Genomic DNA, 26503 nt, shown 5'->3' with positions numbered 1-26503 from the left:
GTCCGAACCCGAAGCCGAACCGTTGTTGCCAGCCGAGGCACCGACAGCGTGCCAAGCCGAGAAGGTCTGGCTGATGCCGCCGAGACCGCCGCCGGCATTGCCGAGGTTCCCCAAGCCAAGCAGACCGCCGCCCACGTTAACGTGGTTGTTCGTGCCCGGGACCGAGAACTGACCTTGGTTGATGGTGCCAGCGTTTGCAGCCGAACCAACCAGAGCGATAGCGGCTGCACCAGCCAGGATATGCGAGATTTTCATTTTCAAGTTTCCTGTTGTTTTAAAGCAGATCAAGCAAAAATCTTGATCGGATCGGTAAAACTAAACTGTTTGATTCATACATTTACGAACCGGATACAAAAACCGAATTCACCTTTATTGATGAAACCGGAATGTATGCTCCCAAGATTTACATTCTTGGAGCAATAGTCAGGACGATCGTCTCTGAATACTGACCAGCCAAAAGGCCGTGACCTTCAGATACGCCCGTCTGAAACTTGAGGAGAGCACCACCCTTGGCGATTGCATTATCGCTGCTGAGGGTGACGCCGTTGCGCAGATCCAGAGATTGATAGCGGCCCGAAACAACACGCTCGGCCGGATCAAGAACCGGAACATCAATGCTGAGACCGTAGGACAGAGCACCCGAGAATCCGCCCTGCCCGTTCGGCAGGGTCGTGTGGCTGAGCGCGCCATTGCGGGCCTTGATCGCCAGATCGAACGGCACATTGCACTCAATACCAAGCAAAGCCGTGGCTTGTTTGGGAACGCTGAGATCACCGAAGTCGATTTCGCGACCTTCGCCCAGCTGGCAGCGCGACGAGATACGACCGACGACGCTAACGTCGAAGCCGGTGTTCGACACAACATCGCCCATCGGCATGGTCGGCAAGGTGGGGTCGGGACCGATAATGACCGGACCGCGGGAGTGGGCCGACGCCGAACCGAACGCACCACAGGCGACAGCGAACGCCATCAGACCAGCTAAGCCGGTGCGCCCTTTCTCGCGGCGCGTGTTTTTAAGCGTGACGCATTCGCTCATAAGAACGTCCCCCTCCGCGACTTCATGCGGCAGGACCGATCCCCCTCGGACCGGTCACAGGCTAACCTTCCAAAACCCGTGCCATCCCGTTTTGATACGAATAAGCCCTGATTTGGGCCGAAAATCGGGAGAACGTGGTTAAGCAAAGTTAACAAACAAGCCGTTTATGGCTCGTTTGCGACATTTGCAAGCGTTTGTATCAAAAAGAGACACCCCAAACTTATGGGGTGTCTCGAAATATAGTGTTCTAAAATGCGACGCTTAAGCTTGTTTTGCCTTACGACGGTAGGCCGTGAGCAAGTGTTCGGTGTAACCGTTGGGCTGCTCGCGTCCTTTGTAAATTAATGCAACCGATGCGTGCCAGGCATGGTCATCATAGGTTGGTGCCAAGGGGCGATAGTACGGATCGCCTGCGTTCTGGCGGTCCACCACCACCGCCATTCGTTTGAGCACGGCCATCACCTGTTCGTCATTGGTGAAGCCGTGGTGCAGCCAGTTGGCAATGTGCTGGCTGGAGATACGCAAGGTGGCACGATCTTCCATCAATCCCACGTCGTGAATGTCCGGCACCTTTGAACATCCGACGCCCTGATCGATCCATCGCACGACATAGCCCAGTATGCCCTGACAGTTGTTTTCCAGTTCGCGAACCACTTCGTCCGGTTCCGGCACCTCGGTCGCTAACGGCAGGGTCAACAGAGGCTCCAGCCCCGTCGAGGCGCGGTGGGCCAAGTCGCGCTGCACCGACCAGACATCCACCGCATGATAGTGCAGTGCGTGCAGGGTGGCAGCCGTCGGTGACGGGACCCATGCAGTCGATGCCCCTGCCTTGGGGTGTCCCGCCTTGGTGGAAAGCATATCGCCCATGCGGTCGGGAGCCGCCCACATGCCCTTACCGATCTGCCCACGGCCGGACAGTCCTGCCGTCAGCCCGATATCGACATTGCGGTCCTCATACGCCTTGATCCAAGCCGTGCCCTTCACGGCCTCCTTCCGAACGACGGGCCCCGCCTCCATCATGGAGTGGATTTCATCGCCCGTACGATCCAGGAAGCCGGTATTGATGAAGACCACACGATCGTGCGCCGCCGCGATACAGTTGCGCAGATTGACACTGGTGCGACGCTCTTCATCCATAATGCCCATTTTCAGGGTCAGTGGCGGCAGTCCCAATCCGCTCTCGACCGCGCCGAACAGGGCGCTGGCGAAGGCAACCTCTTCGGAGCCATGCATCTTGGGACGCACCACATAGACCGATCCCTCGCGGCTGTTACGCTGCGAGACAGTGCGCTCAAGGTCGTGCAGCGCGATCAGGCCAGTCACGGCAATGTCGAGGATATTCTCGGGAATCTCGCGCCCCTCGGCGTCCAGGACGGCATCCGTAGTCAGATGCAGGCCGACGTTGCGCTTCAACAGAACACTGCGCCCCTTAAGGGTGAACGACGTGCCGTCCGGTGCTGAATAGGTCCGGTCAGGGTTCATTGTCCGGTCCATGGACTGACCGTCCTTGCTGAACCGCGCTGACAGATCACCCCGCATCAGTCCCAGCCAGTTGGCGTAAACCAGCACCTTGTCCTCTGCATCCACCGCAGCGACGCTGTCTTCCGCATCGCAAATAGCCGTCAACGCCGCCTCGACGATAACATCCGCAACGCCCGCAGGGTCGCTGGCACCGATGCGATGATCACGATCTATGCTGATCTCGAAGTGTAGGCCGTTGTGGCGCAACAGGATCGCCGAAGGGGACGCGGCATCGCCGCCGAAACCCACGAAGGCGGTTTCGTCAGCCAGTTTCGTCACAGTGCCGTCAGCCAGAGCCACAACGAGTTTGCCATTTTCGACGCGATAGGCGGCGGCATCGGCGTGACTGCCCGCGCTCAGGGGCGCAGCCCTGTCCAGAAATTGGCGCGCTTTGGCGATGACCTTGCCACCACGCTCCTGATCATAGCCGCCCGCCTTGGGCAGATCGCCCAGCGCATCGGTGCCGTAAAATGCGTCGTACAGGCTGCCCCAGCGCGCGTTCGCGGCGTTGAGCAGATAGCGGGCATTGGTCAGCGGCACGACCAACTGTGGTCCCGCCATCGTCGCCAGTTCGGCATCAACACCGGTGGTCGTGACGACGCAATCGGCCACTTCAGGTTCGATATAACCAATCTCGCGCAGGAACGCCTGATACTCGCGCTGGTCCGGCTGACCCGGTCGCGCACGATGCCAACCATCCAGTCGCGACTGCAGCTGATCGCGCTTGGCCAATAGCTCGCGGTTCTCGCCCGCAAACTTGTCCACCAGACCCTGCATCACCGACCAGAAGGTCTCGGGAGCGACGCCCGTGCCCGGTGCCGCTTGTTCGCGAATGAAGGCCTCAAGCTGCGGAGCCACACTGAGCGTGCCATAGCGGATCATCGGTTGGGTCATCGGAAGGCTCCTGAATGCAATGCCCTACCCTAACCGTGCATATCTTCGCTATCCATGGCGAAGAATGACGCTTATCTTTGCATAAATTGCAAAGATGGAACGGACCCATGCTGGCTGAATATGAAATCTTCGTCCGTGCTATCGAGGAAGGCAGCCTTTCGGCGGCCGCGCGCAGGCTGGATTTGTCACCTGCGGTTGGCTCTCGACGGCTGGCGCGTCTGGAGGACCGGCTGGGAGTGCGCTTGATCGAGCGCACCTCGCGGCGCCTGGCTCCTACCGAAGCGGGCCGGCTTGTCTATGAGCGGGCGCTACAACTGCTGGACGGGGTCGAAGATCTGGAAGCGTCTGTGTCGCGACGGACCACCCAGGCGCGTGGACTGCTGCGCGTGACCGCCCCCACTTCGTTCGGGCGCAGGCGGCTGGCTCCCTATCTGCAGCCCTTTCTGGAAGACAACCCGCGCCTGACGCTGGAGCTGAACCTCACCGATGCCTTTGTGGACCTGATGGCAGAGGACGTGGATGTGGCGGTGCGTATCGGGGCCTATGACGACGCTAATCCCGCCATGCACAAGCTGGCACCCAACCGCCGCGTTCTGTGCGCCAGCCCCGACTATATTATGCGCCACGGCGCGCCGGACACGCTGGAAGCGCTGCGCGATCACGCTCAACTGGCTGCCGAGAACCAGTCGCTTTGGAGGCTGGAAGGCCCGGATGGGCCCACCACCTTCCGCGCCCGCAGCCGCGTGAGGACCAACTCGTCCGAAGTCGCTCGTGAAATGGTCCTGTCTGGTGCCGGTATCGCGCTGCGTTCGACATGGGATGTGGGCGAGGAGCTTAAAGACAGGCGGCTGCAGATCGTTTTGCCGCAATATAGTGGCGCATCCGATGTCGCGATCTTTGCCCTGACAGCGGGGCGAGCGCGGGCGGAAACGCGGGTGCAATCGTTTATCCGCTTCGTATCGGCGCTCTACGGAGAGGTTCCGGACTGGGATCGCTGATCGACAGTGGGGAACTGCGAATGAGTGCTGAGGGTTGGTTTCAGACTACAACTGAAGCCAAAGGAAGCCCCTATGCAGCCGGTAGAACCCGACCGTCACGACAAGGCCGCTGACGCCGTACACGAAGGACGTCCTGTTGATGCGGGCTATGTACGCGGTGGTGGCAAAGGCAAATCCATCGTCCCCATCCTCGTCATCTCGACGCTAGGGGCCGCGGCGGCGCTGTTCGCCTGTTTTATTCTCTATAGTGTCAACGGCGGCCATGTGGACCGTTCGGTGCCCGAAAAAGCCGCTGACAGCGCCGTATTCGAAGGCGATCAACCGACACAGGCCCTGCCCGCTCCTGCACCCACCCCGACGCGCTAAAGAAAAAGGCGGGAAGTTCATTCCCGCCTTTCCCGTTCTTACTGTTCAGCCTGAGGCTTCATCCAGCGATCAAGCCAGCTGGCCATCTCGTGCAGGGTGTGACCCACGCTTTCGCGGGCGCGGTAGCCATGGTCTTCCAGCGGCAGGACAACGTAACGCGCAGTCGCGCCATTGCCCTTAAGCGCCGCATAGAAGCGCTCCGACTGGATCGGGAAGGTGCCCGAGTTCGAGTCCGCCTCACCGTGGATCAACAGGATCGGCTCATTGATCTTGTTGGCATAGGTGAAGGGCGACATCGCATTATAGGTTTCGGTCGCTTCCCAATAGTTGCGCTGCTCGGCCTGGAAGCCGAACGGCGTCAGGGTGCGGTTATAGGCACCCGAACGCGCGATACCGGTCTTGAACAAATCGGTGTGCGCCAACAGGTTTGCCGTCATGAACGCGCCGTAGGAGTGACCGCCCACAGCGATACGCTCGCGGTCGGCAACGCCCAGTTCCACCACCGCATTCACCGCCGCTTCGGCGCTGTCCGACAGTTGTTGGATATAGGTGTCATTCGGCTCGGCACCGTCCACACCGATGATCGGCATGGTCGGGTTGTCGAGGATGGCATAACCCTGCGTTAGCAGGAACAGGTGGCTGCTGCCCGACGGGCGCACGAAGCGGTTGTCGCTGTCCACGACCTGACCAGCCACGGCCGCATCGGTGAACTCTGCCGGATAGGCCCACATCAGCAGCGGCAGCGGCCCGTCACGATCCTTGTCATAGCCAGCCGGCAGATACAGCGTGCCCGAAAGTTGGACACCGTCCTTGCGGGTATAGGTGATCAGGCGGCTGGTAACGTCGGCCAGTTGCGGAGCCGGATCGGGGAAGTTGGTCAGCGGCGTGACGTTTCCATCCAGATTGCGGATACGCAGGTTGGTCGGCTGGGTCTTGGTCTGGTGGCTGGTCAGAAGACGACGGCCGTCCTCGTCCAGAATACCGACGAGCGTTTCGTACTCGCCCTGCGCCGAACGCCACAGACGCGCGGTCGCGCCGCTGTTCAGGTCCATCACGTCAAGGAACGGATAGGCCCCTTCACGGGTCGCGCCTGCACCGGTGACGAACACCTTCTGTCCGTCGGCGGTAAAGCGGATCAGGCTGCGGCCACGACCGTTTGGTTCGACGATAACGGAGCCCGGATCATTGTAGCGGTCCTGGTAGTTGCGCTGCACCAGCACACGCTGTTGCTGCGGGTTGGACGGATTGACCAGCAGACGGGTTTCCTGACGGTTCTGGAACCAGCGGCTGTTAACGATGGCCACATCGTCACGCCCCCACTGGGTGCCCGCGTAGCGCGACTTCAGATCGGCCAACACCACTGCGGCATCATTGAACGGTGCACGCAGCATGAAGACGCGGTCGCGCACTTCCGAAGCATTGCGCGGGTCGCCGCCGTCTTGGGCTTCGGCCCAGACGAGGGTCGCATCGGCATCGGCACGCCAGCTAACGGCGCGCGGACCGGTTGCGACAGCATCGAATGCGGTCGGGATGTTGTCACGCAGCGGCAGATCGGACACCTGGTGCACCGCACGACCGTTCAGGTCGGTCACAACCGTTTCGCTCGGGAACAGGCTGGTCGGCACAATATAGGAGTACGGCTTCTTCACGCGCGTCTGCAGCACGTAGCGGCCATCCGGCGACAGCGATGCGCCGATGTAGACACCCGCCTGCCCCACAGTACGCAGTCGGCCGTCCAGATTTACGAAGGCCGGTTGGGCGGTGAAATAGTAGTCGAACAGGGCTTCGTCCATCGGGTCCTTGAGCAGGTCCTGATAGGTACGGACAGGAGCCACGCGGCCGCCCGTCTCGTCCACGACCGGACCCGTCGGAGGGCGGTCGGTTACCGGTGCCGGACCGCGATCGGTCGGCACTGTCAGAACCAGCAGACCATTGCTGTCAGGCTGCCAGTCGAAACCGCTGGTGGCGGTCGCATTTACGATGCCGCGCGTCAGGCGCTTGGCCTTGGCATCGGCCACCGTGGCAACCCACATCTCCAGACCGCTTTCAGCGTTGACGAGGAAGGCGACCTTCTGGCCGTCCGGCGACCAGGTTGCCGAAGTCAGGCGGGCGTTGACCGGAAGTCCCGAGACAGGACGGGCTTCACCGCCCTCGACAGGCTGGAAGCTGAGGCCCTTCACCCAGCTCATCTGGGAATTGGCGCGACCGTTATTGCGCGGATTGATGCGATAACCGCCCAGACGCAGCATCGGCTCGGACAGCTCCTGAATTGACGGCAGGTTGCTGCGCTCGGTCAGCAACAGAGTCTTACGGTCAGGGCTGACGCTCACACCCGGTGTGGGGGCCGCATCAAGGATCTGTGCAATCGGTGCAGGCGGTTGTTGGTAGGTCGGGCTGTCGGCAAAGGCCACCATCGGTGCCCCGCTGGCCAGCAACAAAGCCGCACAGGCTACCGAGAAGTTTCGCAAACGCATGAACGCCCTCCAGATGCGATGACTTAATGTGAACGTGTTTGAGAGGCGTTGCCGTTCACGTCAACCGACAGCCGGATATTGTACCGATGTGTCCGCGATCTTGCCGCACGCCGTTTCGCCCTTTATGGGAAGGTAAGACCGCGATATTCATCAGACGGTGAAAAAGGGAGAGCCATGGGAAAGATCTTCGCTGACGTGAAGTCCGCGCTGGGGGGACTGACGTTCAACGGCATGACCGTCATGTCCGGTGGCTTCGGACTGTGCGGCATCCCCGAGAACCTGATTGCCGGTCTGCGTGAGAGCGGCGTCAAAGGCCTGACAGTCATTTCCAACAATGCGGGCGTGGACGGCTTCGGCCTCGGCCAGCTTCTGGAAACCCGCCAGATCAAGAAGATGATCTCGTCCTATGTGGGCGAGAACAAAGAGTTCGAGCGCCAGTATCTGGCTGGCGAGCTGGAGCTGGAGTTCAACCCGCAAGGCACGCTGGCCGAGCGCATTCGCGCCGGCGGTGCCGGCATTCCGGCCTTCTTCACCGCAACCGGCGTCGGCACGCTGGTCGCTGAAGGCAAGGAAGAGCGCACCTTTGACGGTCGCCGCTACATCATGGAAACCGGTCTTGTCGCAGACCTCGCCATCATCAAGGCGTGGAAGGCCGACGAGCGCGGCAACCTTGTGTTCCGCAAGACCGCCCGCAACTTCAACCCGATGATGGCCACCGCCGGTAAGGTCACCGTCGTCGAGGTCGAGGAAATCGTGCCGGTCGGCTCCATTGATCCCGACCACATCCACACTCCGGGCGTCTATGTTGACCGCCTGATCCAGACCGTTTCGGAAAAGCGCATCGAACAGCGCACCGTCCGCCAGAAGGGGGCATAAAGACTATGGCTCGTACTCGCGAACAACTGGCCGAACGCGCCGCGCAAGAACTGCAAGACGGCTTCTATGTGAACCTAGGCATCGGCATCCCGACGCTGGTGGCCAACTACATCCCCGAGGGCATGGTGGTGACCCTGCAATCGGAAAACGGCATGCTGGGCATGGGCCCTTTTCCCTATGAGGGCGAAGAAGACCCCGACCTGATCAATGCTGGCAAGCAGACCATCACGGAAATCCCTGAAAGCGCCTATTTCAGCAGCGCCGACAGCTTTGCTATGATCCGTGGCGGCCACATCAACCTGTCCATCCTCGGAGCCATGGAAGTGGCCCAGAACGGCGACATCGCCAACTGGATGATCCCGGGCAAGCTGGTCAAAGGCATGGGCGGCGCGATGGACCTGGTGGCGGGCGTTAAGCGCGTCGTCGTGGTCATGGAGCACGCCAACAAGCACGGCCAGTCCAAGGTCCTCAAGGCCTGCACCCTGCCGCTCACCGGCACGGGCGTGGTCAGCCGCATCATCACCGATCTGGCGACCTTTGACGTCAAGCCGGACGGTTCGGGTCTGGAACTGATTGAATTGGCCGACGGCGTCACTCTGGACGAAGTCGCCTCCAAGACCGAGGCCGAGTACACGGTCGCCGCTGGTCTGGCCTAAGAGCCTATTCCAAAGCCGATAAAGAAAGAGCCGGAAGTCTTCACTTCCGGCTCTTAGCTTTTTATCAGTCGTCGGAAGGCGGCGCTGAGGCCACTTCGGTAACCGTCCACTCTACGATCTGACGGATGGTGTCCGCGGTTGCGGCATTATAGGCCGCCACAATAGAACCGACCCGATTGGCATCCGCTGGCTGGACGACGTCGAAACGGGCATCCTTCAGGATCGAGCGGTCGCCGCGACGCAGCAGTTGGACCGACACGCCCACCTTCACCTCGGGCACAGCGCCGGGCGCGGAATAGACCGTCTCGAAACGGCGTACATCGACCGACAGGCTCAAGCCGTCCCGCGTCAGAGGCCCGCTCGTCACCCGCAGACAAGGCGCGCCCGAAGCAAAGCCTTCCTGCAGAGCCTCCTCAAACAGGGTCAAAGCTTGTCCCACCCAGCGCGCACCACCGATATAGGCGGTCTCGTTGCCCGTCGCGGTCAGCAGTTGGTCGCCCCGCGCGGCGGTATTGAACTCCATCCGGCGCAGGTTCACCCCGGTTCGCGAGCAGTTCGGCACGCTGCCCTGATCCACCGAGCCGAAAGCGGGAACGGTCCCGAAGCGGTAGGTCTGGATTGGATCGGGCGATTTCAGGACCGCGCAGGCCGACAGGGTCAGGCCCGCAGCCACCACAGCAACAGACGACAGACGGATCATGGCTGAACCTCGACTTCCTTGGCCGGAGCACGGCCGATAAATTCACGCGGGCTGCGGCGGACATTCTCGATCAGGTCTTCGAGCGAGCGCGTGGCCTGATTCAACTGACGTACAGCGTCGTTGATCTGCGGCACTGTCGTCGTACCGAACTCGCCTAGAGGCGCCTCAAGACCCGTCGCCGAGCGGTTGATAGAGGCGATAGCCGCGCGGGCCTCATCCGAAGCCGTCTTGATGTTGGCAATGGCCTCGGCACCGTCGGTGTTGATGATCTGGCGCGTGTCGCTGGCCAGCAGGCCATATTCGGTTACCGCAGCATTCGCTTTCTGCAGCGTTTGTTCCAGCTCCATCAGGATACCCTTGCGGGCATTCAGTTCCGCCGTCATCGCCTCGACGTTGCGGACGCTGGACGAGAAGGAACGGATGTTGTCATCGGACAGCACACGGTTGATGCGGTTCAGCGCGTCCACCGTTTGCGCCAGCACCGTACCCGAACCGGTCAGCAGTTCCGCCAGCGGGCTGGCCTGTGACTGGATTACAGGCACTTCGTGCTCGTTGAACTTGGTCTTGAGCAACGGCGTGTTCGGATCGCCAGCGGTGATCTGAATGTAGTTCAGGCCGGTGATACCTTGCGGCTCCAGCTGCGCGCGGCTGGATACACGCACCGGCGTGGTACCGTTCAGACGAACGCGCGCCACCACCTGATCGCCCTTCACAGGGTTCAGGTTCAGGTCCGTCACCTCGCCGACGCGGATGCCGTTGAAGTGGACCTCACCACCTTCCGACAGACCGCGTACAGGGCCATAGAATACGATGTCATAGACGTCGTAGTCCTTGTTGAACTGCAGGCGTGCCAGCCAGATCGTGAACACGGCCAGTGCAACAAGCAGGGCCACCGTCACAATGCCAACCGCAGCGTAATGAGCGTCTCTTTCCATCTCGTTCCGGCTTTCCTTTAATCGGCACTTCGTCCGGCGGCTCGCCCGCGAGGGCCAAGGAAGTATTCCTTGATCCACGGATGATCCGACTTTTCCAACTCTTCGACGGGAGCCTTGGCCACCACGTGCTTGTCCGCCAGAACGGCGACCTGATCGCAGATGGTGTAGAGGCTGTCGAGGTCGTGGGTAATCATAAAGACCGTAAGGCCAAGGTCCCGCGACAGTTCCAGAATGAGCTCGTCGAAAGCGGCAGCGCCGATAGGATCGAGGCCCGCCGTCGGCTCGTCGAGGAACAGAAGCTCCGGATCCAGCGCCAGTGCGCGGGCCAGAGCCACGCGCTTGATCATGCCGCCCGACAGTTCGGCAGGCTTCAGGTACAGCGCCTCGGGCTTGAGGCCCACCATGGCAACCTTCATCTCGGTCAGTTCGCGGATAACATCGCGCGAAAGCTGGGTGTGCTCCAACATCGGCGCGGAGACGTTCTCCATGACGTTCAACGCCGAAAACAGCGCCCCGCGCTGGAACAGAATGCCGGTGCGCTGCTCGACCTCGGCCGCCTCGGCCTTGGTCATGCTGCTCCGCTCGTAGCCGAACAAGCGCACTTCCCCGCCCTCGGGCTCTTTGAGGCCGATGATCGAGTTCAGCAGCACGGTCTTGCCCGTACCGGAGCCGCCGACCACGCCGACAATCTCGCCCTTGTTGACTGTCAGGTCGAGGTCCTGATGGATGACGCGATCCCCGAACTGGCTCAGGAGGCCGCGCACCTCAATGACAGGCGGCTCGTCAGTACGCGGGGCGTCTTGGGGGATAAGGTCGGTCATATGCCCAACTCGATAAAGATCAGGGCGAAGACGGCATCCAGAAGGATGATGGCGAAGATGGCCTGAACCACAGCCGCCGTCACGCGATAGCCAAGGCTCTCGACATCACCGGCCACAGCCATGCCCTGACGGCAGCCGATAGCGGCAACCACCAGCGCGAACACAGGGGCTTTCACCAGACCCACCATCATGTGCTTGGCCATATAGCCATCCTCCAGCAGGCGCTGGAAGAAGAAGGCCGGACCAAGGTTCAACTGGCTCCACGAAACCAGGATGCCGCCGAGCAGCCCGCCCATCATGGCCACAAACGTCAGCAGCGGAAGCATGATCAAAAGCGCAGCCAGTCGCGGGATCACCAGCGCCTGGAACGGATCAACGCCCATGACCTGCATGGCATCGACTTCCTGGTTCATCTTCATCGAGCCGATTTCAGCGGCAAACGAAGAGGCCGACCGGCCAGCGAGCAGCACAGCCGTGATGACCACTGCAAACTCGCGGAAGACGGCCACACCGATCAGCTGGACCGAGAACACCCCTGCCCCGAACTGGGTCAGAAGGTCCACGCCGATGAAGGCGACAACGGCACCGATGAAGAAGTTGGTGACGGCAACAATCGGGATGGCGTCCAGCCCTGCCCGTTCCATCTGCGACACCCAGGCCGCCCAGCGGATGCGCTTGGGGTGTTTCAGGGCCGACGCGGACGCGAGGATCAATCTGCCAAGGAAGGCAAAAGATCCCATCATTTCGGTGACGAAGTCATAGACGCCGCGCCCGACCTTGCTGAACCCGCGGATAACCGCAGGGGGCCGGGTCGGCGGAGGCATGGTCATGTCTTCGAGGCGGGCAACGGTGCGGTAGATGCTGCCTGCTTGCGGGTTCGCCTCCCATGCGGACGCGTCGGTCGTGACCTTTGCGGCTTGAAGCAGGGCCAGCGCACCGGCTGTATCGAACCGTTCCAGACCGCTCAGGTCCAGTCTCGACACACCGCGCCCACCCAGCTCCTCGGTCAGAGAACGCGAGACGTGACCTAGCCCCGTAGCAGACCACGGACCCAGCAGGGACAGTACGACCTGACCCTCATTATCTTCTATCCGATAGCCAGCCGTGCCCGTCGTCATAAACCATCCATTACCGGCGACACCCGTCGCCGACATTCGCAATAATCACGTCGGTTAAGCTGTGTAACGCTGGTGATGTCAACAAAGGATGACTACGCCGGACACGCTCGCCCAAAAGTAGAACGGCGGCCCCGTGGCCGCCGTTCCATGGATCAGAGATAATCCAGTAGCGAGACTTGCCTCAACTGGCTGACGACCTGGGCCGATGCCTGCAAGGCGACCTGCGCGAGTTCGAGATCGGTGATCGCCTTTGCCATGTCCGCATCGGTCTTATCGGACAGCATAATCTCCAGCGTGTCGGACTTTACCGAGTTGGAGGTGATGATGTCCTCCACACGCTTTTGATAGATGCCGTTGAGGCCCTGCTCATTGATGACGTTCTTTGCCGCGCCTTCGAAGCGCTGCATCAGCGTGGTCAGGGCGGTGTTCATCGCTCCGTCGATCGGGCCTTTGAGCGGGGTGGTGCCGTCCATCGCTTTCAGGTCGCTGAAAATCTGGAACAGTTCGCTTCCCAATTCACTGGCCAGGAAGCCGGTGTCCATCACCACATTGTCGTCCAGACGGCTGGCCTGACGCAGATAGCCATTGGCGAAGGCGTCATCGACCGTGGCCACAGCCCCCAGTTCGTCCAGATTCGCGACCGCCGAGGGCTTTGTGTTGGAAATGCCGCCAGAGAACAGAAACTGGCCCTGATGTTCGGTGTTGAGCGCGTCCGAGATGGTCTGGAATTGAATTTTCAATTCCTCCATCAGACCGTCCATCCGGCCCGAGGCAATCGCGTTGGCAATGGCTAGACGCGATGCTGTCGCGGCATCGGCGATCTGACCCATGGCGAGATCCTGAGCGCTCAGGCGGTCAGCCACGGCCTTGTTGGTGTCGATGTGCGACATCACCCGCATCTGGGTGGATTTCAGCGCATTGACCGTCGCGGCCTCGCGTCCAAAGCCAACCAGATCAGTGGCATTCTTGCCGGTGGAGAAACGGTTCTGGGCCTCACTGGTCCGCTTCTGGGCCGTCATCAGGTTCAGAAGGGCGGACTGGTTATTGCCGTAAGTCGTGACGCGGCTCATCGGACCATCCCAATCAGAGTGTCATACATTTCGGACGCAGCCTGGATCAGGCGTGCCGAGGCGTTGAAGGCTTGCTGGAATGTGGTCATGAGGACCAGTTCCTCTTCCAGATTTACGCCTTCGAAGGAGTCGCGACGGGCCGAGGCGGTCGAATACAGCGCGCTGGCACCGCTGGCGGCGCTTTCGCGGAGATTTGCTTTGGCACCGATGGAGCCAGCCATGTCGGAGGCGAAACGGCTCAGCGTCGACATTGCACCGGACACGCCACCAGCCGTACCGAACTTGGTGGTCACACTGCCTGCCTGTGACAGCAGACGTGCGCCTGAACCGTCCGCTGCGCTAATCGCAGGGGTGCCCGCCGGAACGCCGAGGTTCAACTGGCTGAGGGCCAGCTTCGTCGGATCGGACTGGATATCTGCGCGAACCGACAACACACCGGTGCGTGCGCCGCGCGCACCGCCCAGACCGAACAGTTGGCTCATGGAAACGCCAGAAGGGCTCTGCGCGGTGCGGTCGTTAAGGACCGACAACTGCGCCGGAGGCGTCCCGCGTCCCGTAAAGATCATCTCGCCGGTCGAGCTGAGGCTGAAGGTGCCATGACGGGCCACGCCGGTGATCGGATCGTTCAACGCCGTCAGCAGGTCTGACATGGACCCACCCGCAGGCACGGTGAACTCGATGTCGCGGATTTTTACCCCGTCGGCATTGGCAAAACGGAACGTCAGTTGCTGTCCTGCCGGGAAGCCGTGCGCCGAGGCCGTGGTCATTCCGGTCTCGTAGGAGATCGGCGCCGTGCTCGACACCAGATCATTCAGACCGAAGTAATGAGAAAAGCCCTTGCCCGTTTTATTGCTGGGTGTGGTCGAATCATCGGCAATGGCAATCCCGTTGCCGCCTGAGGCTTCCAGTTTCAGCGCCCCGCTAGCAAAGCTGGCGTTCACGCCCGGCAACTGGGCGTTCAGCACGGTCACGAACGTCGCCGGTGTCGCCGCCATACCATTGATAGAGATGGACGCGCCATTGAACACAATCGTCGCCGTGTTCTGGACGACGCCATTTGGGTTGAGCAGCGCGATATTGGTTTGGCCGGTAAATCCGTTCAGCGCCGTTTCAAGGGTCTGACCGGTGTTGCGGCCCTGCATGACCGACGGTGCGGGCACCGACGATGAGGCGTTGTGCGCACGGTTCAACTCGTCAGCCAGCTTGGACGTCAGTTCTGCCAGCTGTTCGGCGGCCTGCGGCGCATCGATATCGCGTAGCTGCACAAGTCCCTTGAGTTCGCCGCTGACCAGACCTTCGGTCAGGGAGCGCGCCGACCCACTGGGTTCGTGGACGACGATGTCGCCGAAGTTGGTTTGGGCGCTGATCGCCCCCGCGCGCTGATACTCCAGCGTCGCCGGCTCGTTGCCGACCAGCAGCAAGCCCGCGCCAGTACGAACCTCGGTCGCGCCGTTATTCTGCGGCGACAGGCGGATATCCATATAGGAGGATAGTTGGTCGATCAGTTGGGCCTGTGCGTTCTGGGCCCCCGTTGCATCGGCACCTGTCACGGTGGCGCGGGTAATCTCGCGGTTCAGCTTGCTGATCTGGTCCAGCAGGCCATTGATCGAGTCGACAGAGCTTTTGATCTTGCCGTCGGCGTCCTCGCGCACAGCCTGTATTTGGCCGGCGATATCCGCTGCTTGCTCGAACAGCGACTGCGACTTCCAGATCGCTGTCTGGCGCGCAGCGGCCGAGCTGGGCATTTCTGCCGACGCCGCAAATGCCGCAAAGACGCTGTCGATGCCGCTAAAGAAGCTGCTGTCGCCGCCCGGATCGCCGAACAACGACTGGATACGGTCGAACAGTTCGTAGCGCACAGTCTCGCGGGCCGCGTCCGCAGAGGTGCTGAGGGTCGAAGCTTGCAGGAAGCGGTCGGTCGCCAGACGCACGCGGGCAATATCGACGCCGGTCCCCATGCCCTGCGTCGTCAGCGACTGCTGGTCGGCAATCTTGCGCACATATCCAGGCGTGTTGATGTTGGTGACGTTGTCCGACACCACACGCAACTGGCTCTGGGCCGTGTTCATGCCAGAAGTCGCGATGTTCATAATCAAGCCAAGCGACATCAGCGGCCTCCTTTACCGGCAAAACCCGGCAAGCCTTGCAGGCAGCCGCGCAATTCTTGCCCGGTTGTTGCGTGAGCGAAATCGCCCAAAATATTGAATTCATTAGACATTGGCATTCAGCCCCTGTTCTCTCGAGGAGCTACGGCGCAATTGACGGGCCAGTTTGATCCTAGTGTCCGCTCTCACCATTAGTGCCTGCCGACCTCGGCAAAAAAGATCAGGCACGGCAAGTTCGGTTGGGGCCACAAAGGGCCTATCCACAAGACTTCAACCTCCTGTTTTCCAGAAAAATCAGCAACTTGAGCCAAGTGGCACGATATGGCCCGCCGCTTGCGACGTTGGTCCCGAATGTTCCGGCGCAGAAGACGCCACTCCACTCCAACATCGCGCTGGGCAATGTCCGCATCTGCACTCCTGTCTGTCATGACTGGCGTCGTTCCTAACGGAGCGGCGACTTCGGCTGCGACCGACACCGGCGCATCGCTGGACGCCTCTGTAGGGGGCGAGTTCGCCTCCCTGCTCGATCAGACCGGCATGGAGATGGAAAAGGTCGAAACTGACGAAGTTTCCGATACTTCCGAGGACGTCGTGAACCCGATGGCCATGCTGCCTGTCATGGCACTTGCGCCCTCACCCAATCAGATGGTCATCGACCTGCCCCTGACCGAAGATGCAGCGAGCGCGCTCCTGGCACCGTCGACAGAGGCTGCGTCCGAGACCGTTATTGCAGAGCCTGCCGCTAAGGCCTCGGCCGCTGAGTTCGCGCCTGTCGCAACCGATACCCAGGCGGCAGAAGCTGCCGGGGATGCGCGGGTCGCTTCGGACAACGCAGCCCAGACAAATGGGTCTGCTCCAAACGCTGCGGCACCGGATGCCATCGAGAGCGCAGCGCCGGCCGAAGTACCTGTTGCAGAAGACCTGGCTCCGGCATCAGATCGCCCCGACCTGCCCTCGCAGACCGCTCAGACGGAACTGGCTCCGAAGGCCACGCGTGGCACACCCGAACCGGCACCCCGCGCCGAACTCGCGCAACTCGCCCTTCAAGACGACGGTTTGGAGACTGCTCCCGCCGAAGAGATCGCGGTCGAGACAGCTGTTGCTGCAGCAGAGCGCGTTGCCGCACGCGCGGCTGCGGATGCTGCCCCTCCGGTCGCTGTTCTTCCCGCAGAGCCCGTGCGCAAATACACCGCTGGCTCACGCCTGACGGTGGATACTGTCGAAGACGCGCCCATCGAGGCGGCTCCGACCGGCGAAGTCGAGCCCAAGGTTTCAGCCGAAAACGCTGATGCGCCGGCAGCCGAAGCCAAGGACGCGGGTGGCAAGCTTGCCGTGACCGCCGCCGCAGGGTTCGCCACCGCAGAGCCCGAGGTTGTCGACGCTGCCCCGCAACGGTCCGAGCAGATTGAGGCCGCGACCCAGCAGACCGTCGAGCCCAAGGGCACCCAGCTTTCGCACGCCACCATCCGCACGACGGCAGAGCTGGCCGCAGCCATGATCACCCGCCTCGGCCATCGCACGACGCGCTTTGACATGGTCCTGACGCCCGAAACGCTGGGCAATGTGGAAGTGTCCATCGAGGTCGGCAATGACGGCCAGATGTCAGCAAGGCTGGCTTTTGAAAACCCGCAAGCCGCCAACGAACTGCGCGCCCGTGCCGATGAACTGCGCCGCCAACTGGCCGACGCAGGTTTCGACGTTTCCGAGAAATCCCTCGAGTTCACCGACCGCGAGAGCGATCCGCGCGGTGGCTTCAACCAATTCATGTCCGACAGCCGTTCGGGTCGCCGCGCCTTTGTGGGTGCCGCCCGTCTGGCCGAACTGGCCGACACCCCCGTCGCGCCCGGCTGGACACCGCTTAACCACGCCCGCACGGGTGTGGACATGAAGGTCTGACCCGATGGTAGACGCCGTATCAACAGTCGCCGCCGCTGACAGCAAGATTAACGCTGGCAGCGTCAAGCTGTTCGACAATTTCGAAACCTTCCTGACCCTGTTGACCGCACAGCTGCGCAATCAGGATCCGCTGTCGCCTCTGGATTCCAACGAGTTCACCGCCCAGCTGACCCAGATGGCAGGCGTCGAGCAGCAACTGCTGACCAACGACCTGCTCAAGGGCATGATCGCGGCCCAAAACGGAAACGCCCTGTCAAACGCTGCCGCCTATATCGGCAAGGATGCTACGGCGATCTGGAACACCTCGCGCCTCGAAGACGGCAAGGCTAGCTGGTCCTACGAATTGGCCCAGAACGCCTCCAGCGTTTCGCTCGAAGTGCTCGACGCCAACGGCAAGGTCGTCTGGCGTGGCGACGGTGCCAAGACCGGCGGCGTTCATGACCTGAACTGGGACGGCAAGACCACCGGCGGCGGCCAACTGGATGACGGCGGCGTCTATTCGCTGCGGGTCACGGCCAAGGATGCTGCCGGGGTAGCCATCGACGCCCAGACCCTGATCCGTGGGCGGGTCTCGTCCGTCGAAATGTACAACGGCGTCCCCTACGTCACCATCGGCAACTCCATCATGCCGCTGGAAAACCTGATTTCACTCGAGGAGCGGGCAGCGAGCACAGCGCCGTCGCCTGCCGATGCCGAAGAAGACGATCCGTCCCTGCTCGGCACCCTCGCCAATGCCCTCAACCCTCTTTCGTATTTGTCCTAAGGAAACCCGATCATGAGCATCAATGGCGCCATGTTGGCCGGGGTCTCCGGTCTGGCCTCGAACGCCGCGGCCTTGTCCTCGATCTCGCAGAACATCTCCAACGTGAATACCGTTGGCTACAAGCGTGTGGCCACCGAGTTCTCCACCGTCGTAAACACCCAGTCGGCTGGCGTGTCCTATTCGGCCGGTGGCGTTAAGGCGAACACCCGCCAGTTCATCAGCCAGGGCGGTCAGCTTCAGCGCACGACCTCGTCTACCGATCTCGCCATCGGCGGTGACGGCTTCTTCGTGGTGACGGAAAAGTCGGAAAACCTGACCCCGTCGGACGTGCGCCTGTTCACCCGCGCCGGTGCGTTCACCGTGGACAAGCTGGGCTATCTGCAGAACACGTCGGGCTTCTACCTACAGGGTTGGCCGATTGACGCCGAAGGCAATGCCAACATCGACCCGTCGGACATGAACCGACTGACCTCGATCAACGTCGGCAAGGTCGGCGGTGCCGCAGAACCCACGACCCGCGTCAGCCTGAATGCCAACCTGAAGTCGTCGACCGTTCCGCATGCGGACATCGCGACCTATGCGCCGGGTTCGATGTCCGAATATGCGCTGGATCCGACCACCGGCATCAAGCCGGACTTCGAGATCACTGTGCCGGTCTCGGATTCCAAGGGTGGTCAACGCAACATCACTGTGGCCTTCCTAAAGAGCGAAACCGCCAACACCTGGTACGCTGAAATCCGCGCCCCTGATGGCACGGCCGACGGCGGCGGTACGCCGGCAAACCTGCTGAAGTCGGGCATGGTTCTGTTCACCCAGGACGGACGTTACGACATCGACGGCATGCGTGCCCTGGGTGCGGATGCCCTGTTTGATCCGGATAACCCCGTGTTGGACCTGGCTGCCTCGGGCGGCGGCGCGCCGAAGTGGGCCGATGATCTGGGCGTTGCGGCGCAATCCATCGCATTCGACCTTAACGCTTCGGCAGGTGGTCTGACGCAGTACGACAGCACCAGCTTCGTTCAAGCAACCTACACCAACGGTACGGCCTTCGGTAACCTGACGGACATCCAGATCGACTCCAGCGGCTATGTCACCGCCGTGTTCGACAACGGTGTGATGCGCCGGATTGCACAGGTTGCACTTGCGACCTTCCCCTCGACCAACAACCTGACCGAAGTGTCGGGCAACGCCTACCGCGTGAGCCAGGCTTCGGGCACGTTCAACCTGAAAGCCCCGGGTACAGGCGGTGCAGGCCTGATCGGTGCGTCGCAGTTGGAGGCCTCGACCGTCGACCTGTCGACCGAGTTCACCAACCTGATCACCACCCAGCGCGCCTACTCGGCATCGTCGAAAATTATCACGACGGCCGACGAGATGCTGGCCGAACTCATCAACATTAAGCGGTGATTACAGCCGCGCTTAACCCGGTAACCCCGCATTAGTATTCGTAAACTCGAGGTTTCTGCGGCCGAAGCTTGGCCGCAGAATTAACCTCGATATTAGCCATTCCTTCACCACGACGCTTAAACTGGCCTTAGCGGGGGCTGGCTTAAAAGAGCGGTTCTGAGTGGTGATGGTGGTGAAAGAGGCATTAGCCCATGCTGCAAGAGCGACGCCTAAATAGTAACGGCGAACAATATGTGGTCGGCCCTACGGGGACGCCGCTGACGCTACGCGATCTGCCCCCGGCAGATACCAATCGTTGGGTCATCCGTCGCAAGGCGGAAGTGGTCGCGGCTGTGCGTGGTGGATTGATTGGTCTGGAAGACGCCCTTGCGCGCTACCGTTTGACCGCTGAAGAGTTCGCGGCCTGGCAACAGGCAATCGACAAGTGGGGTATGCAAGGCCTGCGTACGACCCGCATCCAGAGCTATCGCGACTGACCTTTCGGTCAATCCGGACAAGAGGGCCGTCTCCTTTCGGGGAGCGGCCCTTTTTCATTTCTTGCACGATGTGTCCTGCATGGCCTCGAAATCGTGCGGGTTAACGCCTACATGGCGCCCATGACCATGACCGACGACCTCACCTGCCCCATTCCCGATATCGCCCCAATGTCGCCTGCCGACATGGAAGCTGCGATCGAGAGCGTGCGACAGGCCGTCGGCCTTCCCCTTGGCGCGCGCGTGGTCGCTGCCATGTCGGGCGGTGTGGACTCCACCGTTGTCGCTGCCCTGCTGCACAAGGCAGGCTATGACGTCGTGGGCGTTACCCTCCAGCTTTACGACCACGGCGAGGCTCTGAAGAAAAAGGGAGCCTGCTGTGCCGGTCAGGATATTCACGACGCACGTCTGGCCGCCGACACTATCGGCATCCCCCATTACGTCCTCGACTACGAGAACCGTTTCAAAGATGCGGTGATCGACCAGTTTGCTGACTCCTACCTCAAGGGTCAGACGCCGGTCCCGTGCATTCGCTGCAACCAGACTGTCAAGTTCCGCGACCTGTTGGACGTGGCCAAGGATCTGGGTGCCGAAGCCATGGCCACCGGCCACTATGTGCGCCGCGCCATCGCCGGTAACCGCGCCCAGATGCGCAAGGCTATCGACCATTCGCGTGACCAGTCCTACTTCCTGTTCGCGACCACTCAGGATCAACTGGACTATCTGCGCTTCCCGCTGGCCGATCTCGAAAAGCCACAGGTGCGCGGTGTCGCCGCCTCGCTGGGCCTGCGTATCGCCGCCAAGCCGGACAGTCAGGACATCTGCTTTGTGCCGACGGGTGACTATCGCACCCTGATCGACCGTTTGCGCCCGCAAGGCCGCGAGGCAGGCGATATCGTTCACATGGATGGCCGCGTCCTGGGCAAGCACAACGGCATCACCGACTACACCATCGGTCAGCGCCGCGGCCTGAATGTCGCCGTAGGCGAGCCGCTGTTCGTGATCAAGCTGAACCCTGAACTGCGTCAGGTCATCGTCGGCCCGCGCGAAGCCCTGCTGACGGCCAGCCTGACGCTGGAAGAAATGAACTGGCTCGGTGATCAGGCGAGCGTCGAGGAGGCCGCGCAGGATGGTGCTCCCGTCCTCGCCCGCGTCCGCTCGACCCGTCAGCCCTCGCCTGCCCGTCTGTCACTCGTGGATGGCGTGGTGAAGGTCGTATTCGACGAAGGCGAAGAAGGGGTCGCCCCCGGACAGGCTTGCGTCCTGTATGATCCCGCCGACGACGAGCGTGTGTTGGGCGGCGGTTTCATCCAAGCGACCGAAGCTGTGGCCCTGCCAGAAACTGCGGCCTGATCCCTCATCGACAAATAAGAAAGGGCGGCTCCGAAATGGAGCCGCCCTTTTTCTATTCCGTAGCGCTCGCGAAGCCGACGACCTTGTTCCGGCCTTCATGCTTGGCCTGGTAAAGCGCTTCGTCAGCCGCCTTCAACAGCCGGTGCCCTTCACGATCCATGCCTTCGCGCCATTCGGCCACGCCAAACGACATGGTGATCCGGCCTAACGACGTGCCGCGCAGTTCGGGCTCTACGCCGCGAACAGCTTCGCGCACGTGCTCGACGCGGCGCAGGAGGTCTTCCTGTGACGTGCCCGGCGCGATGATCGTGAACTCCTCGCCGCCGTAGCGGCACACGATGTCACCGTCACGGAACTGCTCCATCAGCGCCTTAGCGACCTGCTGAAGAACAGCATCGCCCGCATCGTGGCCGTGCTCGTCGTTAAACCGCTTGAAGTGGTCAACGTCGCACATCACCACGCACAGCGGCGTGGCGGCACGGCTGGCGCGAGCGATTTCCAGCGTCAGCGCCTCTTCCATGTAGCGTCGGTTGAACAGCCCCGTCAGCGGATCGCGGATGGTCTGCTCCTTGAGGTCTTTCTGCAGGCGGCGGTTTACAATAGCCGAGGCGATATTCTCGGTCAGCATGCTAACGCGGAAGTGCTGTTCCTCATTAAGCGAGATATCCAGATAGAGCACGCCGATCACGTCACCCGACGCCAGCAGTGGCTCGCAATGATAGACCTCGTGCGCCTCCGGAACATGTTCGCAGCGAATGTCCTTGCCCGTGCCGCTGACCCAGTGGCTTTGCCCGCGACGCAGGGCCCAGCAGGTCTCGGGTGCAAAGCTGTCGACCATGTGCGACGAGCCGCCCCAATGCGAGACCGGCACCAGCGTGTTGCGCGAGTTGTTGAAGGAATAGAGTACCCCGGGAACCTCCGGCAGAACGCGGGGCACAAAAATGCTGATGACCTCGGCCAGTTCGGCATCCGAGCGGGTCGCCTGCATACGGTGCGACATCGCCGCCAACAGTTCGATGACGTCGTTCCGGTCTTTCAGTGCGGTCGATGAGGCGACCACGTCCTGGTGCATCTTCTGCAGGACTTCGTTGTTGCGCTTACGCTCGTCGGACACCGCTGCCAGCCGGTCAACCATGGTGTTATAGCCCGCCGCCAGCTTCAGGAACTCGCGCGATCCCATATCGCCCTCGATGCGGTCCCCGAAATCACCGGCCCCCAGACGGTCCATCGCTCCGCTCAGCACCCCGATGGGCTTACGGATACGCTGGATGATCATCATCGAAATCAGTGCGGACAGCAGGGCAATCAGCGGACCGGCAATCAGTGCCAGTGTGCGAAGACCCTCAAGGCGGCGCTCGGCGGCAGCGACACGTTCGGCCTGAAGCGTGCGTTCGGCGGAGATGAACTTTTCGGCGGCCATTTCCAGGGCAACCATCGTGTCATAGCCACGCCCCTCGATGATGCGTGCACGCGCGCTGTCGAACTCTGACTGCCGCGCCAGCTCCAGCGGCGTCCGCATCAGTTCGATACGCTCTTCCAACAACAAGCCTAATGCGCGCATGCGGTCATGCTGCTGCGAATTGTCTTTGGTCAGCTCATAAAGCTGGCTGTAGGCTCCCCGCGCTTCTTCGATTTCTCGGTCAAACGCCTGCGCGAAGCCGGGATTGTGCGTGAGAATATATCCGCGCTGCCCTGACTCAGCGCTGCGTACGGAATCCATCAACTCGTTCGTACTGCGCAGCACCTGCGAGGAATGCATCACCCAATGGAAGCTTTCCTGCGTCTGGCGCGAGGCGTCGACCATGCCCGCGACGAGCAATAGGATCGATACCACAACCACCACGCCCAACGCGGCGATTCTGGAGGTCAAGGACTTGAACATACAGGGCGCACTTTCGGGGGAATGCCAACAACAGGTCGGCACACGATACGCACGACCGGAATAAAAATACTTAAAGGCCGCGGTGCGCGGGGAACCGGCCCGACTGTCATGCCTTGCGATTGGGGCACAACCAAGAAAAGCAGGCCATAGAATGCGCAATCTGGATTTCAGCTCGTGGGAAAGCATCGCCGGGACCATACTGGGTCTGGCGCTGATCACTCTGATCGGGATGGGCATTCGCCTGTTGATGATGTTCACCATCCAGCAGAGGCGCGAACGCCAGAACCGCCAGATCAACGAGCGTCTCAAAACCCTGATTGCGGCCTATAAGGTTCTGGGTGCCGCTTTTACTGGCGACCTGTCGGTCGATCCCCGACATTTGCGGGACATCCGGCGCTCGGCTGCGGAAGCGGGTGAGACCTTCGAAGACACTAATGAACGCGCCCGCCGGGTCCGCGACACGGTCGAAGCCGCTCTGGCCGACATCATCCTGTTAGGCACCGAGGAGCAGGTAAAGCTGGCTCAGGCGGCTGCGCTGGACATGGTGGAAGGACGCGTCGTGCAGACGGCAGAACTGGTGGTCTCGCTGCGTGACTTCATTCGCAAGGCGCTGGATCTGGCACCGATCCCCGCCAGTCTGGCGATCCCGCCGCAAGGTCCGGCACGTCCCGCCGCGTCCGGAGGAAAATCCGGAGCCCGCGGAGGCGAGGCCGGTGGCGGGCGTGGTGGCGGCGGTGGTGGCGGCGGCGGCATGGGCGGAGGCATGGGCATGGGACTCGGCATGGGCGCTGGCGCGGGTGTAGGCGCAGCCGGAGCCACAGCCCTCGATAACGAGACCAGCTAACCCCTTAGCAAAGCTGCGCGTGTCTTAAGAATAACTGCGGTTATAAGGGGCGTGTGGCTTGCTACCCACCGGTACCAACCGAGGGGATGAGTATGGACCGCACCACCACCGACAGGCCTGAAAACGATAGCCAGTGGGCCGATCTGATTTCGCCCGCCCGGCGCAGTCTGTTGCTGGGAGCGGGTGCGGCGGGTGCCGCCACTCTGGCGACCGCTGCCCCCTCACAAGCCAGCGTCAAACATCTCGCTGCGGCAGGCGCTTACGATCCCCACGTTCCGCCCCCTGCTGTCGGGCAATCGCCGTGGGGAGACACCGTCAACGAAGCCACTCCGGCTCCGGTGTCGCTTCGTCCCGGCGAACAGGCGCTGCCTGAAAAGCCCCAGCCTTTCACACGCATCACCAGCTACCATGCCCACATCTATTTCGACGAGGACAACCACTATAAGGCGGAGCGCCTGCGTCAGTGGGTGATCGAGCGTTTCCATGTAGAATTGGGCAATTGGAATCTGGAGCCGCGCGGCCCCCACGTGACGCCGTCTTTCTACTTCGGATTTACCAACGACCTGCTGGCCGTAATCGTGCCGTGGCTACAGTTGAACAGCCTCGGCCTCACCATCCTGCTGCATCCGAACACCGACGACCCCCGCGCCGACCATCTGGACTATGCCATGTGGATCAATCGCACCCAGCCGGTGAACGCCTATCGGATGGCGAGCCATGTGGGGCCGGAAGAGGTTGAGAAAATCCTGCCCAACACCAACCCCAGCATCGTTCCCGAGCGCGGCTAAATCGGCAACGCTAAAAAGGTGGCGCGGCTCAAGCCGCGTCGTCTTCGGCCATCATATCGCCAACCGTCGGGCGGTTCTGTGCAAACGTCAGTTCGATCTCGCGCGGGCGGACGATTTCATTGCAGCAGCCACAAGCAATGCGGGGCTCCAGCTTATGGCCGCAGGTCTTGTGCTCCAGCAAGACGCCGGAGGGCTGGTCGTGATAGACGTGCTTTTCGCCCCACGCATGCAGCGTGATCAAGACGCCGTACAAATCCTTGCCCTTGGGCGTCAGGACGTACTCGTTGCGCGGAGGGCGCTCTGAATAGAGGCGCTGTTCCAGCACGCCGTGCTGCACCAGCATCTTCAGACGCGATGCCAGAACGTTGCGGGCAACGCCTAGGCGTTCCTGCCACTGTTCGAACCGCGTCACGCCATTGAAGGCGTCGCGGATGACCAGCATCGTCCACGGATCACCGATGACTTCGAGCGCACCGGCGACCGAACAGCTTTGGCGTGAATAGTCGGCTGTGCGTCCCATGAGGCCAAAGTGACGTGGCGGCAGGCTTTTGACAAGGGTTGCCAACTGCAACGGACCCAGTAAGTTGTTTTTTGCAACTTTGTTAGACCTCCAGCCCTCCCCCGCCCGATGACCGATACCCAGACCCAAGACCCCCAGCGCACCTTCAATATAGCGATGCAGATGCAGTCGGAGGGGCCAAACCGGCGCGTGACCGTGCATCACGAATTTTCCAACGCACCCAACAGCATCCCGGCCGAAAAGGGCTTCCCGTTCGGGGGATTGCTGGCGGCCATGTGCGCCAAAACCATGACCGAGGGATTGGAGATAGACGCGCCGCTGCAATCGCTGACGGTTCAGTATCTGGCCGCCGCAAAGTTCGGCGAAGAACTGGTGTTCGAACCGCGTCTGCTGCGCAAAGGCCGTCAGGTGTCCTACGCCAACCTGATCGCAGGCCAGGGCGAACGCCTGACCCACGCCGCCAGCGCAACCTATGGTGTCGACGGCGACTGCCCCACACCCGTCCATGAAAGGCACCGGGTACCGGTGGATGTGAACAGCCTGACCGAGTCAGAGCACATGCGCGGCCCGTTCACGCCCCGCTTTGCCAGCCAGATCGAATACCGCTTTCAGGACGGGCCTAACATCTTTGGCGGCAACAAAGACCGCGCCCGACGCGAAGGAACGTGGATGCGGTTCCGTGACGGGAAGCCGCTGGATGTCTATCGCCTTTGCTATCTGATGGACGCCCTTTATCCGCCCGCATCGACCGCCTTTCAGCATCCGGTTCTGATGACCACCGTCGATCTTCGTTACGACTTCATCGCGCCGCCCACCGCGCAGAACACGCCGGATGGCTGGGCCTATGTCGAGTTCGAACTGATCGATTTCGACCGCGACTGGACTGTGGACGACGTCACCGTATGGGGCGTGGATGGCACCGTACTTGGTATTGGACGCCAGCGCCGTCGGGTTCTGAACAGAAAATAGTGTTCAGCTGCCACCTTGCATTGCGCGAACATACGCCC

24 protein-coding genes are annotated in these 26503 nt (G+C 61.5%); 12 read left to right on the top strand and 12 right to left on the bottom strand.

Translation table 11 applies throughout. The features are described from left to right. The 3 genes from OB03_RS02150 to OB03_RS02140 form a co-directional block, all read right to left on the bottom strand. Positions 1 to 255: hypothetical protein (locus OB03_RS02150; protein ID WP_461343084.1), on the bottom strand; the 255-nt coding region annotated here is incomplete at its 3' end. Positions 256 to 403: 148 nt separating this feature from the next. After that, complete coding sequence (locus OB03_RS02145; protein ID WP_242913980.1) at positions 404 to 1036, bottom strand: hypothetical protein; 633 nt, start codon at positions 1034 to 1036, stop codon at positions 404 to 406. Positions 1037 to 1297: 261 nt separating this feature from the next. After that, the gene (locus tag OB03_RS02140) at positions 1298 to 3451 is read right to left on the bottom strand and encodes a malate synthase G (protein ID WP_461343083.1); all 2154 of its coding nucleotides are present in this window, start codon (positions 3449 to 3451) and stop codon (positions 1298 to 1300) included. 107 nt (positions 3452 to 3558) lie between these two features. Between OB03_RS02140 and OB03_RS02135 the strand changes: the two genes are divergently transcribed. Together OB03_RS02135 and OB03_RS02130 are read left to right on the top strand one after the other, a co-directional pair. Further along, complete coding sequence (locus tag OB03_RS02135) at positions 3559 to 4449, top strand: LysR family transcriptional regulator (RefSeq protein ID WP_461343082.1); 891 nt, start codon at positions 3559 to 3561, stop codon at positions 4447 to 4449. 72 nt (positions 4450 to 4521) lie between these two features. Then, on the top strand, positions 4522 to 4815 hold the full coding sequence (locus OB03_RS02130; protein ID WP_461343081.1) for a hypothetical protein: 294 nt from the start codon (positions 4522 to 4524) through the stop codon (positions 4813 to 4815). A gap of 38 nt (positions 4816 to 4853) precedes the next feature. Here the strand turns inward: OB03_RS02130 and OB03_RS02125 are convergent, their stop codons facing one another. After that, positions 4854 to 7289, bottom strand: a complete 2436-nt coding sequence (locus OB03_RS02125; RefSeq protein WP_461343080.1) for a S9 family peptidase — start codon at positions 7287 to 7289, stop codon at positions 4854 to 4856. A 174-nt stretch (positions 7290 to 7463) separates the two neighbouring features. Between OB03_RS02125 and OB03_RS02120 the strand changes: the two genes are divergently transcribed. Continuing rightward, positions 7464 to 8165 (top strand): CoA transferase subunit A, encoded by a 702-nt coding sequence (locus tag OB03_RS02120; RefSeq protein ID WP_461343079.1) that lies wholly within the window; start codon positions 7464 to 7466, stop codon positions 8163 to 8165. A gap of 5 nt (positions 8166 to 8170) precedes the next feature. Continuing rightward, a complete protein-coding gene (locus OB03_RS02115) occupies positions 8171 to 8821 on the top strand; it encodes a 3-oxoacid CoA-transferase subunit B (protein ID WP_242913975.1) in 651 nt (216 codons plus the stop codon). Positions 8822 to 8885: 64 nt separating this feature from the next. On the opposite strand, the gene OB03_RS02110 is transcribed toward OB03_RS02115, so the two are convergent. The 6 genes from OB03_RS02110 to flgK form a co-directional block, all read right to left on the bottom strand. Continuing rightward, positions 8886 to 9521 (bottom strand): ABC-type transport auxiliary lipoprotein family protein, encoded by a 636-nt coding sequence (locus OB03_RS02110; RefSeq protein WP_461343078.1) that lies wholly within the window; start codon positions 9519 to 9521, stop codon positions 8886 to 8888. Continuing rightward, on the bottom strand, positions 9518 to 10456 hold the full coding sequence (locus tag OB03_RS02105) for an MlaD family protein (RefSeq protein WP_242913973.1): 939 nt from the start codon (positions 10454 to 10456) through the stop codon (positions 9518 to 9520). Before OB03_RS02105 ends, OB03_RS02110 begins: the two co-directional genes overlap by 4 nt. A gap of 17 nt (positions 10457 to 10473) precedes the next feature. Continuing rightward, on the bottom strand, positions 10474 to 11277 hold the full coding sequence (locus OB03_RS02100) for an ABC transporter ATP-binding protein (RefSeq protein WP_461343077.1): 804 nt from the start codon (positions 11275 to 11277) through the stop codon (positions 10474 to 10476). Then, positions 11274 to 12395 (bottom strand): MlaE family ABC transporter permease, encoded by a 1122-nt coding sequence (locus OB03_RS02095; RefSeq protein ID WP_461343076.1) that lies wholly within the window; start codon positions 12393 to 12395, stop codon positions 11274 to 11276. Before OB03_RS02095 ends, OB03_RS02100 begins: the two co-directional genes overlap by 4 nt. A 152-nt stretch (positions 12396 to 12547) precedes the next feature. Continuing rightward, positions 12548 to 13465: a flagellin gene (locus OB03_RS02090; RefSeq protein ID WP_242913970.1), complete on the bottom strand. Its 918-nt coding sequence runs from the start codon at positions 13463 to 13465 to the stop codon at positions 12548 to 12550. Continuing rightward, the gene (gene flgK / locus OB03_RS02085; protein WP_242913969.1) at positions 13462 to 15573 is read right to left on the bottom strand and encodes a flagellar hook-associated protein FlgK; all 2112 of its coding nucleotides are present in this window, start codon (positions 15571 to 15573) and stop codon (positions 13462 to 13464) included. The genes OB03_RS02090 and flgK overlap by 4 nt, the downstream gene beginning before the upstream one ends. A 423-nt stretch (positions 15574 to 15996) precedes the next feature. Between flgK and OB03_RS02080 the strand changes: the two genes are divergently transcribed. The 5 genes from OB03_RS02080 (at position 15997) to mnmA (ending at position 21462) form a co-directional block, all read left to right on the top strand. Then, a complete protein-coding gene (locus tag OB03_RS02080; protein ID WP_461343075.1) occupies positions 15997 to 17466 on the top strand; it encodes a flagellar hook-length control protein FliK in 1470 nt (489 codons plus the stop codon). 4 nt (positions 17467 to 17470) lie between these two features. Next, positions 17471 to 18229, top strand: a complete 759-nt coding sequence (locus OB03_RS02075; RefSeq protein WP_461343074.1) for a flagellar hook assembly protein FlgD — start codon at positions 17471 to 17473, stop codon at positions 18227 to 18229. Positions 18230 to 18241: 12 nt separating this feature from the next. After that, the gene (locus OB03_RS02070; RefSeq protein ID WP_242913966.1) at positions 18242 to 19636 is read left to right on the top strand and encodes a flagellar hook protein FlgE; all 1395 of its coding nucleotides are present in this window, start codon (positions 18242 to 18244) and stop codon (positions 19634 to 19636) included. A gap of 191 nt (positions 19637 to 19827) precedes the next feature. Next, complete coding sequence (sciP, locus tag OB03_RS02065; RefSeq protein WP_242913965.1) at positions 19828 to 20112, top strand: CtrA inhibitor SciP; 285 nt, start codon at positions 19828 to 19830, stop codon at positions 20110 to 20112. Positions 20113 to 20223: 111 nt separating this feature from the next. Then, positions 20224 to 21462: a tRNA 2-thiouridine(34) synthase MnmA gene (mnmA, locus tag OB03_RS02060; protein ID WP_461343073.1), complete on the top strand. Its 1239-nt coding sequence runs from the start codon at positions 20224 to 20226 to the stop codon at positions 21460 to 21462. 52 nt (positions 21463 to 21514) lie between these two features. Here mnmA and OB03_RS02055 read toward each other — a convergent pair whose 3' ends face one another. After that, positions 21515 to 23344 (bottom strand): diguanylate cyclase, encoded by a 1830-nt coding sequence (locus OB03_RS02055; RefSeq protein ID WP_461343072.1) that lies wholly within the window; start codon positions 23342 to 23344, stop codon positions 21515 to 21517. A gap of 151 nt (positions 23345 to 23495) precedes the next feature. On the opposite strand from OB03_RS02055, the gene OB03_RS02050 reads away from it, so the two are divergent. Both OB03_RS02050 and OB03_RS02045 read left to right on the top strand, forming a co-directional pair. Continuing rightward, positions 23496 to 24188 (top strand): hypothetical protein, encoded by a 693-nt coding sequence (locus OB03_RS02050; RefSeq protein WP_461343071.1) that lies wholly within the window; start codon positions 23496 to 23498, stop codon positions 24186 to 24188. A gap of 92 nt (positions 24189 to 24280) precedes the next feature. Then, the gene (locus tag OB03_RS02045; protein WP_461343070.1) at positions 24281 to 24976 is read left to right on the top strand and encodes a DOPA 4,5-dioxygenase family protein; all 696 of its coding nucleotides are present in this window, start codon (positions 24281 to 24283) and stop codon (positions 24974 to 24976) included. Between the two features lie 28 nt (positions 24977 to 25004). Here the strand turns inward: OB03_RS02045 and OB03_RS02040 are convergent, their stop codons facing one another. Continuing rightward, a complete protein-coding gene (locus OB03_RS02040) occupies positions 25005 to 25496 on the bottom strand; it encodes a winged helix-turn-helix transcriptional regulator (RefSeq protein ID WP_242913960.1) in 492 nt (163 codons plus the stop codon). A gap of 108 nt (positions 25497 to 25604) precedes the next feature. Here OB03_RS02040 and OB03_RS02035 point away from each other — a divergent pair, with 108 nt between their 5' ends. Beyond that, positions 25605 to 26465 (top strand): acyl-CoA thioesterase, encoded by an 861-nt coding sequence (locus tag OB03_RS02035; protein WP_461343069.1) that lies wholly within the window; start codon positions 25605 to 25607, stop codon positions 26463 to 26465. The last annotated feature ends 38 nt before the right edge of the window (positions 26466 to 26503 follow it).

Source organism: Brevundimonas sp. GN22 (assembly GCF_054824005.1).
The sequence above is the reverse complement of the archived record's forward strand: the minus strand, read 5'-3'. Positions and strand labels throughout refer to the sequence as shown.